This window comes from Pseudoalteromonas galatheae, from assembly GCF_005886105.2.
Lineage (GTDB): Bacteria > Pseudomonadota > Gammaproteobacteria > Enterobacterales > Alteromonadaceae > Pseudoalteromonas > Pseudoalteromonas galatheae.
Genome location: NZ_PNCO02000002.1, coordinates 877,651 through 891,828 on the forward strand (window position 1 = coordinate 877,651; position 14,178 = coordinate 891,828).

Sequence of the window (14,178 nt, forward strand, 5' to 3'; positions counted from 1 at the left end):
TCACTCTAGATTTTAGTGATGTTTTTGCTCACGAATTTGATATTCGCAACAGACTATTTGCATAGGTAAATTTGGCGGCCAAGATTGCTGCGAATTCTATCCAGATTCTCAGTAATGTCTATAGTTTTGGCCGCAAATATTTGCATTTTTTATAAACAGGTATCAGCGCTACATTTATTGCTAAGTGCTAAGTGCTAAGAGTTACGATGATTCTCTGATCTGTAATGACACATCCACTAGGGTTCTAACGGCAGGTTGCGATTTGTTTAAAATTTCGGATAGTGTATGGCATGTTCGCTTACCTATATCGTCGGCATCAATTCTGACACTCGTTAATGCGGGTTTCATAAGTTGAGAGTCTTGCAAGTCATCAAAACCGACAACTTTGATGTCCTCGCCAGGCACCAGTCCGTGTTCGCGCATGGCTTCAATTGCACCGTATGCTATGACGTCACTAAAGCAAACGATAGCTTTTATCTCTTTATGGTTAGCAATGAGGGTATTAAACGCTTCTCGGCCCCCTTGACGATTGGTTGGAGCAGCGATTGCGGGTTGCGCTTCATTTAATCCATTGAGCTTTAAAGCGCTTTGGAAGCCAGATAGTCGCTCATGGTAATCTGAAATTTCGGGAGTACCACCTAGAAAAGCAATGTCTTTTATGCCTTGCTCAATGAGGTGGGTCGTTGCTAGGTGAGTCCCTTTTTTATTGTCAGGTAGAATACAGGGGGCTTTAGCAAAGGCCACTTCACGCATAATGGTAATAACTGGAAATCCAGAGTCAGCCAGTTGATCCAGCCACTCTCGTGGGGTACTTGGTGCAGGCACCATAACAAAGGCACAAACATTGTATTCTTTTAGTGTGTTTACGACTTGGCGCTGGCGACTAAAATCTTCACCTGTATTTACCAGCATAGGCACCATACCTAATGCGTAAATATGCTTTTCTAATCCGACGGCAAGCTGAGCAGAGTACGGGTTAGTTAAGTCGTTGATAACAAGCGCAACAAGATTAGACTTTTTACTACGTAGCGCTGCTGCATCGCGATTATAAACGTAACCCAGTTTTTCGATTGCTTTTAGTACTTTCTCTTTGCTTTTATCGCTGACTTTATCACTATGGGTTAGGACAAGGGATACTGTTGATTTAGAAACTTGTGCCTCTTCGGCAACATCAAAAATGGTAACCTTAGCGAGTTTTTTATCGTTGTTCATGCTAATTCGTATCAATTATGGCTGGTTAAGTGACTAAGTGTACATCAAGTTTTCATCGCATTAAATCGCAAATCTATGCACATTTCCCGATAATCGTTATATGATCACCCGCTAAACGCCGAAGATAGGTAAATACAGTGAAATTATTAAAACAAATCACATTTATCATATTAATGACCGCCGTATCATATACGGTATGTGCACAAGAGCAGGGCTACATGACACCTTCGCCAGAGCTGGCAAAGCTTGTCGATGCGCCATTGATCCCAACCTCTAAATTGAGTGCGAATGGCAATTGGTTGGCATTGTTACAGCGCAATAGGGTGCTTACGCTCGAAGAGCTTGGGCAGCCAGAACAAGCGCTTGCTGGGATAAAGTTCAATCCGAAAACCTTTATGAGGACCTCCAGCCGCCAATATAGTTCTATTGAGTTTAAACATGTGGCAACCGGTGCTTTAGTTAAAGTGACAGGTCTACCAAAAGGCAAGATCAAGTCGCCAAGCTGGAGTGCAGATAGCCGCTATCTTGCGTTTATTCTTGAACAAGAGAATAGTGCTACGCTTTGGACTTACGATATTGAGCAGCGTAATCTTAAGCAGCTCACTCAATCAACATTAAATGGCGTGGTGACTTCAACTCCGTACCGCTGGCTGCCAGATAGCACAGCAATTATTGCGAATATTGCTATTAATCATGGCAAACAACCAAGCGCAAAAGATAAATCTAGCTTAACGCCAATCGTACAAACCACATCAGGTAAAAAAGCATCAACACGCACTTATCAGAATTTATTGTCTAGTCCTTACGATATTCAGCTATTTAAGTTCTATTCTGAGGGACAGTTAATTAAGCTAAACCTGAATGCTAATGCGCAGCAAATTGGTAACCCAACATACCTTAAACACTTCTCGGTTTCGCCAGACTCTACCAATCTAGTGGTTGGTATGATGGCCGATCCTTTTTCATTCCAAGTGCCTTACAGCCGCTTTCCAGCGGTATGGCAAGTGTGGGGAATGCGCGGTTATCCATTATTTGAAGTTACAAGGCAGCCACTAGCCGACGCACTGCCTGCGGGCTTTGATAGCGTGAGAGAAGGGCCGCGAAAGATCCAGTGGCGTGACGACCATGGCGCGACGCTAATATGGGCCGAAGCGCAAGATGGTGGGGATATGAGTGCGAAGGTTGACTATCATGACCACCTTTATACGATTAGTTCGCCATTCAAAAAAGAACCTGAACTTTTCGCAAAAGTAGAACGTCGTTTTTCGAGTATTGAATGGGCCGATAATAATGTTGCGATTTTGAATGAATGGCGCTTTGCCGATCGCAGTGTCCGTTCGTCAGTATTTTCTCCGCGTAATCCAGAGCAAAATCGAGTGGTGTTCTCAGAGCGCAGTTATAATGATGCATACAAAGATCCTGGCAACTTTGTATATGAAAATAGTGATTTAGGTTCAAGAGTATTGAAGCTAGTTGGAGGCAGGTATTTGTTTTTAACGGGCAACGGTGCATCTGAGAAAGGCAACATTCCTTTTTTAGATCGTTTTGACGTAAAAACCAACACTTCAACTCGTATTTGGCAGTCGAGCGAACCTTATTACGAAAGAGTGCGTGCAATGTTAGATGACGAAGGTATGCGCTTTATTACCGTGCGTGAGTCACGCCAAGAACAACCCAACTTTTTTGTCCGTGACTTGCAGTTTGATACTTTGGAGCAGCTAACTAAGTTTGCGCACCCTTATCCTGCATTTAAAGGCGTTGTAAAAGAGCAAATCAAGTACAAACGTGATGATGGCGTTGAGCTGTCTGGTAATCTTTATCTTCCCACTGATTATGACCCATCAAAAGGTCGTATACCTGTGCTGATGTGGGCTTATCCGCTTGAGTTTAAAGATAAAGCCGTTGCTTCGCAGGTGCGCGAATCACCTTACCAATTTCCATATATTGGCTATTGGGGACCAATGCCGTATTTAGCAAAAGGTATTGCAGTTTTTGATGATCCGACGATGCCGATAATTGGGGCAGGTGACGCGCAACCAAATGATACATTTAGGCAGCAATTGGTTGCCAGTGCAAAGGCAGCTGTTGATACCTTAGTAGAAAAAGGGATAGCAGATCCTAAGCGCATTGCGATTGCAGGGCATTCTTATGGAGCATTTATGGTGGCTAACTTACTCGCCCATAGTGACTTGTTTGCCACTGGCATTGCGCGAAGCGGGGCATATAATCGCACCTTGACGCCGTTTGGTTTTCAGGGGGAGCCGCGTAACTTCTGGGAAGCGCAAAACGTCTATGCCAACATGTCGCCTTTTTTCCACGCGGAAAAAATCAACGAACCTATGTTGATGATCCATGGAGAGGAAGATCCAAATTCAGGTACTTTTCCTATGCAATCTAAACGTATGTTTGCTGCAATGAATGGCTTAGGTGGTAATGCAAGGCTAGTGATGTTGCCAGAAGAAGGTCATGGCTATAAAGCACGTGAAAGTATTTTACATGTACTTTGGGAGCAAGAGCAGTGGCTTGATACCTATTTGTTTCCAAAAGAAAAGCAAGAAGATATGGAAGTGTCTCCGACAGAGCCGATTGCTATTTCAACGCAAGCTATTGTTGAGCAGTAAACTCTTTAAGTTAAGCGCTGTACTGCGCTTAGATTAAAACTAAGTAACCTGAACTCTGGATGAAAAGTTAGTTAATAAACTAAAATATCCATGGTTGAAAGTGTAATATCGCTCTAGCAAGATGTTGTTTTTTAATACAAGGCAAATTTGTATGTCAGTAGCTTGTCTATTGCAAACAGATTTAACTCTGTAGTAAGGGGTAACAGCTGCTAGAAAACATGTTGTTATGATGAGTTCAGGTTAATTATTGTTTTTTAGAATGTCAGAAGCTGGATCGAGTTTCTCGTGGTCAATGATAGAGAACAGATATGAACACCGTGCTAAAGGTAGTACACAATGATTGATTTACTCGCTACATTTATTTTCTTTTTTGCTGTTATAGATCCCATCGGGACAGTCCCTGTTTTTATTGCTGTTACTAAAAACTATGACGAAGTACAAAAACGGAAAATAGCCCTTTTTGCCACGCTTGTATCTGCGGCAATTCTGGTCTTTTTTGTTGTTGCAGGTGAACTTATTCTAACTGCAATGGGAATACCTCTATCTGCCTTTCAGATTGCGGGTGGAATTGTGCTGTTTCTTTTTGCATTGTCGATGATCTTCGGTGAAAGTAAGCCTGAAGAAGAGGTGAGAATGGTCAAAAGTCATAATGATACGGCTATTTTCCCTTTGGCTGTGCCGTCAATAGCTGGCCCAGGTGCAATGCTTGCTGCTGTTTTATTAACAGAAAATGCTAGATTCAATATTTGGGAACAAGTGCAGACGGTTGCTATGATGCTGTTAGTTTTAGCCATAGTGTGTGTGTTGATGTTATGTGCCAGCTTCATGCACCGCATTATTGGTAATGGTGGTGCGAGTATTATCAGCCGAGTAATGGGATTGATCCTAGCATCCGTCGCGACGACAAATACGCTTTCAGGCTTAAAAGCATATTTTGGATTATAAGTAATCTAGATGATCAGCTTACTTTCTCGTTCGCTTGGAGAGCAGAAGAGGCTTCGTTATCGAAGCCTTCCTTTCTGTGAATTCACTCTTTGCTCGATACTGAGCTGCCAACAGATGCTGTGATCACCATAAAAATGGCAAGCCATTGCCAAACGGTCAGTAACTCTCCAAGAATTAAAAAGCCGGCCAACGCCGCAACCGCAGGTTCAACACTCATTAAAATACTAAACCCTTGTGCAGGCATTTTTCGAAGTGCTACCATTTCAAGGCTATAAGGCAGGGCACTGGATAATAAACCAATCGCGATACCTAATGGGATCAGTGACCAATCAAGCAGTGCAGCACCTTGTGAAACCATACCAAACGGCACGATAGCAAGGGCCGCAACCGTCATGCCGATTGCCACAGTCACCCCGCCGGAACTTTCATTGCCTGAGCGCTTACCATAGAGAATATATCCCGCCCAACAAGCGCCAGCAACCAAGGCTAAAGCAACGCCGACTGGGTCTAAACCATTGACATCGCCAAGATCTGGTAACAATAACAAGATCCCTAAAATAGCAAATGCAACCCACAAATAATCACGTTTCCGTTTAGATGAAAACAGCGCTACGGCAAGCGGCCCGGTAAACTCTAATGCCACACCAATACCAATAGGAATACGCTCAATGGCGTAGTAAAAGGTGATATTCATTCCGCCCAAGCATAGACCATAAACGATAAGTGGTCGCCAGTTTGCTGGTAAATGACGCCAAGGTTTGAACACCAAACATAAAATAAGAGCTGAAAATCCAAGGCGATATGCTGTGGTACCCTCGGGTCCAACAAACGGAAATAACTGCTTGGCAATAGAGGCACCGGATTGAATGGTGACCATAGCGCAAAGCAGGCATAAAATCGCAATGACAAAGTCGCGGCTAAGTAGTGGCATTGAGACCCCAATAAGATAAATAACAAGCTTAAAAATGGCGATATAAGGCTAGTCTAATCGTGTCTAAATTATGGCTCAATTACTTTTGTATATTTTATGCCTTTCTTGGTTTTTGAAATGGTTATTTGTTGATTTATTTACTTTTGATTTTCAGGGTTTTCTTTTTGTTATCGTTCCAATTTTGTTTACGTACTCAGGTAGTTAAGCCAAGCACTTTCATGTTTTTGCATATTTTTATGCTTTTTCGAGTCCAAGTGCGCGAGCTTATCGCTGTCATTGATAAAAGGGCCCGCTCTACAAATGGTGCAGTAATTATCACCCAAATAGTCAGGTACTTTGAGCTTTTCTTTGATGGCGTGAGCTGGGTTTACAGACCAGTAATAGCTAATACCGCTGGTGTCTTTTACGTGCTTATCACGGTCGACATTGCGAATTTGATATTCTGGGAACTGTGAAATCTCAAATCGAGATTGGCCGAGGTAATATTGTTCAAGTCCGTTGATCAGGCTACCTTCTAGATTCCACTCAATATAGGGCTTTACGTCCTTTGACGTAATGATCCCGAGCTGAGCGCCATTTGGGTCAAGTGTATAAGCCGCTGCGTTTATTAAGAATTCTCGCAGCAATTTCCGATTGAGGCTGTTAACGCTCAAGGTCTGGTTTTGGAAGCTTTCAAACGAATCAAATGCAGGAATGAGAGGAAATTGAAAAATAACTGCATCAAAGGCATGCGGCGGCACTTTTTGCCAACAATGTGCCTCAGTGACATCAAATTGAGTCACAACACTAACCCCTAAATCATGCAGCTTATCAAATGCATTATCTTGATATTTATGCTTAAGTTCATTTTCACTATCGTACACACTGGCAGTAAGGTGGGCTGGAGCAAAATGTTTTGCTAATGAATATGAAAAGCTTAAATCGCCATCGCCAACGGTAAGAATACGCCAGTTTTTATCGAGTATCATGGAGCTGTCTAAGTCAGTAAAAGGAGGAGTTTATCAAACTAGGCAGTTATCTTGTAGCAATTGGCTCTTTTCTGATGGATTTATTAGCTTAAAGCCAACTAGACAAAATACAACAGCCAAATGCCAGAATCTTTCAACTGGGAAAATGTACAGGTTTAATTGAGCAGCACAGATTTGCAATATTTTAGGAAATTAGAATGGACTTTGAAAACAGTTATCCAAAAACAAGCTTACTTGAGATCCAAGCGCTCAGTAATGAACTTGAACTTCAACTCCCCAAAGAATATATAGATTTTCTTCTAAAGTTTAATGGTGGCCAGCCTACTAAAAATCAGTTTACTAAACAAAATTCTGACGGTGAATTGCTTTTTGACTTTGACATTAATGTCTTATTTGGAATTGGCAGAAATGATACTCGCTTTGATTTATTAACTATGTTCTCTATTTATTGCGATAGCATTCCTGAAGAGCTTCTGCCGATTGGTGGTGATGGCATAGGTAATGTTATTTGCATTGGTGTAGATGGTGCACAAAAAGGAGGCGTATTTATATGGTGGAAAGATAAACAAGTTGATGAAGGTGCCAATCCAGATTATCAAAATGTCGACTTAATTGCGTCATCATTTACTGACTTTTTAGCAGGTTTTAGCGTTTCCTAGCGCTTTAGACTTAATAGAAACATCGGCAATCGTTGATATAGCAACGAATTTAATAGCTGAAAGCGCAAGGCGAGGCTCGTATTTGCAGGTATACAGATGTGCACTGGATTGTGATCTGGATAAAAATAAAACATGAAGCCGTATTGACACAGAGGTAAGGAAGCCGAGAAAGTACTAAGAGCTTTGGTCACGGTAGCACTTATATATGAATCTACATAGGTGTAAATAATGAATAAGTTTTTTTATAATTAGTCATCTAAAAATAGACAAGTCATCACTAGACATGGACGTCAAGAAACTCACATCATCTATGTTCTAGAGGAAGACTTTAAAGGAGTTGTTATGATCCGAGATACCTTTCGGGATAAATCCTATTTTGACGAAGCTGTAGAGTTCTATGAAGAAACTATATTAGAGGATGTCGCCGAACTCGACTCTAGTGATCTCACGATAGAAATCAAGATGAGAACATGCTTTGACCTGATAAATAATATAATCAGTTTGATGCATGTAAAATACTCTCGTGGTGACAGCATAATAGAGTTCAACCCCCCTTTTGAACGATGCGATAACTTATCGCCGAGCTCAAAAGAAGTTTGCCGATGAACTACCTCTAGAAGCACAAGCTGAGCGCATTGATTTAGAAGAGTTGCACCAAAGCGATTTACGGAACTATTTAAAGTTATTTTGCTTCGCCTATTGCTTAAACATGGGAAAAGATTACTACTTACAATTATTAGAGCTTATTGGAAATCAAGGACAAGATGCACTATTTGATAAAATTGCGATTGCGCTAGGTGACACTGATCGTGAAATAGCAGCGGATACTCTGTTCAAAAAACGTTTCGGTAAGCTGTACAAAGTAGTTGAAGGAAATCCAGAGCAACGTCCAGCACTTGCGAAATCTTATATGGAGGCTTGGTACGTTTTGGAGGAAAGCCCTGATATACATTTACTGGACAATGATGCTTACGATGGCTATTGGTGCTGGGAAATTGCGCTTGTTGTTAAATTATTCAATATTGATGATAGCAGCTTCATTGACCACCCATACTACCCCAAAGACCTCGTACATTGGCAAGATAATCAGTAGGAGATAAAGGTGCGCGATACACGGAGAAGTAACGATTATTTCGAAGCATTCTTAGTCGACATTGAAGTTGGCATCAAAGAAACACAAGAAGCCCTCGATGCAGGTAACTTTACCACACCTAGCGAGCGAGTTAATGTTGCCCAGCGTATATATCAGCTCGCGATTATGCGAGCGGTAGCGCACTACTCATACGGTGCTCACCTTGGGGATGTTAAGCGCTATACCGAAGCGATTTTGCCGTATCGCAAACAACTGACACACTACTGTGATAAGTTACCTGCAAATCATCAAATATATCGCTATGCTTTTGAAAAGCTAGGCGGGCAAATTGATGCTGTCGGCTCCCCTAATATCAATCGTTATATCTACACTTTGTGGTGGCTGGCACTCTTACAAGCCTGTGATGTCGCTCAAGCTCATATTCAAGAAGTGCTAGACGTTATTGGCGAACGCGGCAAAGACACCTTACTTGATAATATAGCCATTGCACTTGGTGATAACGATAGACCTATTTCGCCCACACTCTACTACCCTGAAATTTATCAAAACCTTTCACTCGCTTTGACAGTACCCAGTGAACAACAGCCTGATTTACTCAACCAATTTGCACAAAATTGGTACAGTAAGTTAGAGGGCTTGGCGGACTGGCATGATAATCACAATTGTGAATGCGAATTCGAGTACACGGATTATTATATTGGTTATTGGTGCTTTGAATTAGCTTTAGTCGCCAATGTTCTAGAAATACCAAGAAAATTCTTGGAAGATAGCGTTTATGTACCGATTGAGTTAATACAATGAAAGAACTAGATGAAAGGTTAAGTAATGACATTAACGATAAATTTGAACGATCGTTTGAGTTTAAAGACAAAGGAGAATTAGAAGAGTCATTTATTGCAATGCAAGAAGCTGTTGAATTAATGCCCTCACCAAAGAGTCAATGGTCTGAATCATTAATTATCATCACTTCTGCTTGTGAACACTTTATTGCGATAGATAGACTTACCGAGGCAGAGGCACTCATTGATGAGTACTTAAATTCAGGCTTTTGCATTTCATATGATGATAGCCCAAGCTTCGTCAAAGGTATGATCTTATTTGAAATGAGAAACTTTGAACAAGCATATGATTGGTTTGCCAAAGCGAACTCCATCTCACGAGGGAGATGCTTTGTAGAGAGACCTAAGAAATACAAAATCTTTTTCAATGAATATAACCGATGAGTATACATGGCCAAATAGATGAGTGTTGCGAGTAAGGTAGTGACCTTTTAGAAGGTGAGGACTTTCAGCTTTAATACTTGCTCATTTTGCAGGAGCAAATCTGACGCTAACTGCGTTAAAAATTTCTCACTTAGAACAAGTAAATAGCAAAATTTTCGCCTTGCCTATATGGATGTAGGTACATTGACGATAGCAGGGTGCGGTAGCGGTGTTATCGACAAGATCTTCTTGCCTAAAAATAGATCACTTAATTAAGCTAAATTGGTATAAGGAAATAATATGGTAAGAGATAAATTACAAGACAAATCGTATTTTGATGAAGCAGTGGGGTTCTATAAAGAGTCCATTGCCAAGGATGTTGAAGAGCTTAAATCAGGGGAACTCACAAAAGTTGTAAAAATGAGATATTGTTTTGGTTTAGTCGTGCATTGCATGAACCTGCTAAACAACACATATTCAAGAGGCGATAAACTGGATGACATTAAACCATTGCTACACGATGTTTTAACTTTCCGCAAGTGGCAAAATGACTATGCAAATGCTTTACCTGAACAAGAGCAAACCGAACGGATCAGCTGGGAGGAGATGAGGGAAGACTATCTAGAACGGCACTTAAAATGGCTTAGTTTTGCTTATTGCTTAGATATGGGGGAGGAGTACTACCTAAAAGCGCTTTGGCAAACTTTATAAGGTAATAGAAAGTAGCCCAGAACAACGACCTTCTCTTGCGAATGACTACATTGAATCTTGGTATAGCCTAATTGGTAACCCGGATTATCATTTAATGAATAGTGATGCTTACGATGGCTATTGGTGCTGGGAAATTGCGCTTGTCGTTAAGTTGTTCAATATCGATGACCGTGCTTTTATTAACCATCCTTATTATCCTAAAGATCTTGTGTACAACAATGAGAGGTAGTGTTACGTGCACAAGAATAATGCAAGTACTTTAGGGTTGCTGAGTCGAAATAGAAATGAACATAAAGGAAATTCATACGTACCAGCTCAGGATTACATAAAAAGTTACCCGCTTCAATCGGTGACTGCCACTCTACGTGTTAAGCGGGTAAATTGAAAAGCTTTGTAGTGCTACTTATCAATGCCCTAGTTGATCGAGTAAGTCCATTACTTCAACGCTGGCATGTTCCATTTGGTTAAGCTGTTTAACTGCGCCTTGAGAATCGCCTGCTTTAAACTTTTTCATTGCTTCTACGCCAGCTCTATGGACTTCTTTATGCGGAGCTTCTAGACGTTTAAACGCGTTGTGACCGCCAAACTTTTGGGCGCCATCGCCACCAAACCACTTACCTAAGCGGCACATCGTATGATCGGCAAAGTCGCTGATATTTTTATGGCTATTACCAATAATCACGTTGTATACGTCTCCTTTCCAAACGACATGATCAAGCTTTACGGTCTGGATAAAGGTTTGAGTAGTAGAGACCAAAATGGTGTCTTTCATTGAATCACAACAACTTACAATCCCTTCGTATTCATCGTTTAGGTGTCCAATACTGTCAGATAGCGTGATATTAGACGCTTGAATTTCTTCTACAGCACTCACTGTTGTGTGAGTTGTATCGATGATTTTTTTGACTAAATCGGAGACTTCGTTAGCGGATTCATTGGTATTGGTTGCCAGTGCGCGCACCTCATCGGCGACAACCGAAAAGCCACGGCCTGCTTCACCTGCTCGGGCGGCTTCAATAGCAGCATTGAGCGCTAGCAGATTCGTTTGATCTGAAATTTTTGAAATCGTCGTAACAAAGGTATTAATGCTATCAGCCATCTGTGATAAGCCAGAAATATTGCTAGTCATTTTGTCCATATTGCTGCCGAGCTGCTCCATTCCAGCCAGTATTTTACGCAATGCGGTTTCAGATTTAGAAAAGGCGGAGTTTACTTGCTCAATTGAATGGCTTTCTTCTTCAATACTCATAAAGCTTGCAAGAACAGTTTCTCGTATTCCCTGCACTTGGCTTAATCCATTCAACGCACACTGCAGTAGCTGATTGTCAGTATTATCATTGAGCGCAGCTTGTGTACCTACGATTTCCTGCTTTAATGCCTCATTTTCAGAGGTTAACTGCGCATTAGCCTGTTTTAAACTGGCAACCTCTTGTTGCGCGGCTAATAGGGCTTGTTGGGTTTCATTGTTTGTAAATAGTTTTGCAAACACGTTATTTTCCCTTGTAACTTAATATTAACGCAAGCTTAGCAATCATTGGAAAATAGTGCTACCTCTTTAGGTTTCAAAAAACTATAAATTTAGATAAGTTAGCGCAGAATTTTGATTGGATTTTGGTGCGCTGAGCGACATTGAAGTTTAACCGATAAAGCAGCGTTATAGCGTTACCCTCTAGCACTAGATCTGAGTGATTTACCGCGTTTATCGCCATACATGTTTTCATCGGCATCGTGGATGATGAGATCTGCCTGTTTAGTCGGATCTACTTTGACCATTCCAATACTGACGTTAATTTTGTATTCCTGTAGTCCCTTTAATAATGCCGTTCTCACTTCGTCTGTATCTGGAAGCACCGCATTGATATAGGCAATAAATTCGTCACCACCGATACGAAAGCTGTAATCTAAGCCAAAGTACTCTTTCATATTTTGAGTAAATTTAATTAAAACTTCATCACCAATGTGATGACCGTAGTTATCGTTGACTTGCTTAAAATTATCTAAGTCGAGATAGAGTAGCCATTGATTATCAAAGCGATGTGTTTGCAAGCCTTCAAAACATGCGCGACGACTGCCCACACCCGTCATTGCATCATGGTTAGCTTCATACCGCATCCGCTCCTCTAACAACCTTCTTCTCTCTACTTCTTTTTTTAGCTCTGTAATGCTGGCTCTTTTATTAGTGATCATACAATAAAAGCCAAAGCTGATGAGTAAAAAGCCGATATTTTTCAAAGATGTGTCAAAGCTAAGTAAGGGGATGGAAAAACCGTCGGTAAAATTATCAATAATATCAAGGAGTAGGCCCGCACAATACACAAGTAGTGCGAGGCGCAAGAATTGGCTCGCAATTTCTTTGGTGATCAAGTTGAATAAAGTGAAGGAGATACCAAACCAAAATAGCTCTTCGTAGCTCTCGTATTCGTAATGACCGATATAGTACATGTAGCCACCAAAAACGATGATGGCCACCCATATTACCAGCGGCAGCAAAGTCGTTCTTATCAAAGCGCTGTGACCCTTGGTGATATATATCTTTAGTTATAGTTAATTGAGCTTCAGAAGCAAGTTACTTATGTGTTTAACTCAAGTGCTTGAGCAATCATAAATAGATGGCTAACAAAGACGAGAGAAGTCAATACCGTTCGCATTTTTTGATAGTCTTTATGGTAGTCTCCCCAGCGCGGTGAACTGCGCTCTATAAAATATACAAGCCAATATGCGATAGCGAGATATAGTAGCAGCCACTGTGGTGATACGACACTAAGTAGTGGGTAAGGGATCACGACGATCACGGCAAGTATCGCTTGTTTATAGGTTTGCTCCCCCGCACGCCATAAGTTTCCCGCCATAAAAGCAAGAATCCCTAGGCTATAAAATTGAAAAGCATGAAGCACATCGCTTGATACGCCCGTCATTAACGTCCACGCGATACAAGCCAAAAAAGGAAGAAAGCCAAAGTAACCAAGTTGAATATGATTGAAGTACGGGTGCATAGTCACGCTCTACTGTTTTTAATTGCTGGGATCATACCGTAATTAACGTATTTTTATACTCTTATACTGAATTAGTTGATCACTCAAAAAACTACTATCAGTTTTTTCGATTACAGTGATTCAAACAATCCATTTTATTTAAATATCACTTCCCCTTATCTTTGTACTCAAGCCAAGGCGAATAACAATCGCCAATATTAATTCAAACTAAACAACAGTGAGGAAAGCGATGAGCACTTCATTAATCAACACAAAAATTCAACCATTCAACGCAACAGCATACCATGGTGGCGACTTCGTAGAAGTTTCTGAGCAGGACCTTTTAGGTAAATGGTCAATCGTATTCTTCTACCCTGCTGATTTCACTTTTGTATGTCCAACAGAGCTTGGTGATTTAGCTGATTATTACGCACAGCTGCAAGAAATGGGTGTAGAAGTTTACTCTGTATCAACAGACACACACTTCACACACAAAGCGTGGCATGACGCGTCAGAAACGATTAAGAAAATTCAATTCCCAATGATTGGTGACCCAACAGGCCGTATTACTCGCAACTTCGGTGTAATGATCGAAGAAGAAGGTTTAGCACTTCGCGGTACTTTTGTAATCAACCCTGAGGGTGAAATCAAAGTTATTGAAACGCATGACTTAGGTATTGGTCGCAGCGCTAAAGAGCTAGTACGTAAAGTACAAGCTGCTCAATACATCGCATCTCACGATGGTGAAGTATGCCCAGCATCTTGGCAGCCAGGTGAAGAAACATTAGCACCTTCATTAGATCTAGTTGGCAAAATCTAAATTGTCATAGGGAGTGCGGTGTGCACTCCCAAATAAACCATCCA

16 protein-coding genes are annotated in these 14,178 nt (G+C 41.1%); 10 read left to right on the top strand and 6 right to left on the bottom strand.

Going from position 1 to position 14,178, the window contains the following annotated elements; all coding sequences use genetic code 11:
- Positions 1-201: 201 nt before the first annotated feature.
- Entirely contained in the window at positions 202-1,212 is a 1,011-nt protein-coding gene (locus CWC29_RS21820; protein ID WP_128725447.1) for a LacI family DNA-binding transcriptional regulator, read from the bottom strand.
- Positions 1,213-1,349: 137 nt separating this feature from the next.
- Here CWC29_RS21820 and CWC29_RS21825 point away from each other — a divergent pair, with 137 nt between their 5' ends.
- Both CWC29_RS21825 and CWC29_RS21830 read left to right on the top strand, forming a co-directional pair.
- Positions 1,350-3,833 carry a S9 family peptidase gene (locus tag CWC29_RS21825; protein WP_128725448.1) on the top strand — a complete coding sequence of 828 codons (2,484 nt, stop codon included), beginning with the start codon at positions 1,350-1,352 and terminating at the stop codon, positions 3,831-3,833.
- Between the two features lie 336 nt (positions 3,834-4,169).
- Positions 4,170-4,778, top strand: a complete 609-nt coding sequence (locus CWC29_RS21830; RefSeq protein WP_138524586.1) for a MarC family protein — start codon at positions 4,170-4,172, stop codon at positions 4,776-4,778.
- 82 nt (positions 4,779-4,860) lie between these two features.
- Here CWC29_RS21830 and CWC29_RS21835 read toward each other — a convergent pair whose 3' ends face one another.
- Together CWC29_RS21835 and CWC29_RS21840 are read right to left on the bottom strand one after the other, a co-directional pair.
- Positions 4,861-5,709, bottom strand: coding sequence for an EamA family transporter (locus CWC29_RS21835; protein WP_138524588.1), 849 nt, complete (start codon positions 5,707-5,709; stop codon positions 4,861-4,863).
- Positions 5,710-5,894: 185 nt separating this feature from the next.
- Complete coding sequence (locus CWC29_RS21840; protein ID WP_138524590.1) at positions 5,895-6,677, bottom strand: Rossmann-like fold-containing protein; 783 nt, start codon at positions 6,675-6,677, stop codon at positions 5,895-5,897.
- Positions 6,678-6,874: 197 nt separating this feature from the next.
- Between CWC29_RS21840 and CWC29_RS21845 the strand changes: the two genes are divergently transcribed.
- From CWC29_RS21845 to CWC29_RS23885, 7 genes are all read left to right on the top strand, one after another.
- On the top strand, positions 6,875-7,336 hold the full coding sequence (locus tag CWC29_RS21845; RefSeq protein WP_138524592.1) for an SMI1/KNR4 family protein: 462 nt from the start codon (positions 6,875-6,877) through the stop codon (positions 7,334-7,336).
- Between the two features lie 342 nt (positions 7,337-7,678).
- Positions 7,679-7,942, top strand: a complete 264-nt coding sequence (locus tag CWC29_RS23875) for a PoNe immunity protein domain-containing protein (RefSeq protein WP_235956712.1) — start codon at positions 7,679-7,681, stop codon at positions 7,940-7,942.
- A complete protein-coding gene (locus tag CWC29_RS21850; RefSeq protein WP_235956713.1) occupies positions 7,893-8,429 on the top strand; it encodes a PoNe immunity protein domain-containing protein in 537 nt (178 codons plus the stop codon). Before CWC29_RS23875 ends, CWC29_RS21850 begins: the two co-directional genes overlap by 50 nt.
- A gap of 9 nt (positions 8,430-8,438) precedes the next feature.
- A complete protein-coding gene (locus CWC29_RS21855; protein ID WP_167815470.1) occupies positions 8,439-9,230 on the top strand; it encodes a PoNe immunity protein domain-containing protein in 792 nt (263 codons plus the stop codon).
- Entirely contained in the window at positions 9,227-9,652 is a 426-nt protein-coding gene (locus CWC29_RS21860) for a hypothetical protein (protein WP_138524878.1), read from the top strand. The genes CWC29_RS21855 and CWC29_RS21860 overlap by 4 nt, the downstream gene beginning before the upstream one ends.
- A 279-nt stretch (positions 9,653-9,931) precedes the next feature.
- Entirely contained in the window at positions 9,932-10,342 is a 411-nt protein-coding gene (locus CWC29_RS23880) for a PoNe immunity protein domain-containing protein (protein WP_235956714.1), read from the top strand.
- 4 nt (positions 10,343-10,346) lie between these two features.
- A complete protein-coding gene (locus tag CWC29_RS23885) occupies positions 10,347-10,571 on the top strand; it encodes a PoNe immunity protein domain-containing protein (RefSeq protein ID WP_328820819.1) in 225 nt (74 codons plus the stop codon).
- Between the two features lie 177 nt (positions 10,572-10,748).
- Here CWC29_RS23885 and CWC29_RS24175 read toward each other — a convergent pair whose 3' ends face one another.
- From CWC29_RS24175 to CWC29_RS21880, 3 genes are all read right to left on the bottom strand, one after another.
- On the bottom strand, positions 10,749-11,831 hold the full coding sequence (locus CWC29_RS24175) for a methyl-accepting chemotaxis protein (protein WP_138524706.1): 1,083 nt from the start codon (positions 11,829-11,831) through the stop codon (positions 10,749-10,751).
- A 173-nt stretch (positions 11,832-12,004) separates the two neighbouring features.
- A complete protein-coding gene (locus CWC29_RS21875) occupies positions 12,005-12,811 on the bottom strand; it encodes a GGDEF domain-containing protein (RefSeq protein ID WP_239966248.1) in 807 nt (268 codons plus the stop codon).
- 101 nt (positions 12,812-12,912) lie between these two features.
- Positions 12,913-13,335, bottom strand: a complete 423-nt coding sequence (locus CWC29_RS21880) for a DUF3429 domain-containing protein (RefSeq protein WP_138524708.1) — start codon at positions 13,333-13,335, stop codon at positions 12,913-12,915.
- Between the two features lie 229 nt (positions 13,336-13,564).
- Between CWC29_RS21880 and ahpC the strand changes: the two genes are divergently transcribed.
- Complete coding sequence (gene ahpC / locus CWC29_RS21885; protein WP_128725454.1) at positions 13,565-14,134, top strand: alkyl hydroperoxide reductase subunit C; 570 nt, start codon at positions 13,565-13,567, stop codon at positions 14,132-14,134.
- The last annotated feature ends 44 nt before the right edge of the window (positions 14,135-14,178 follow it).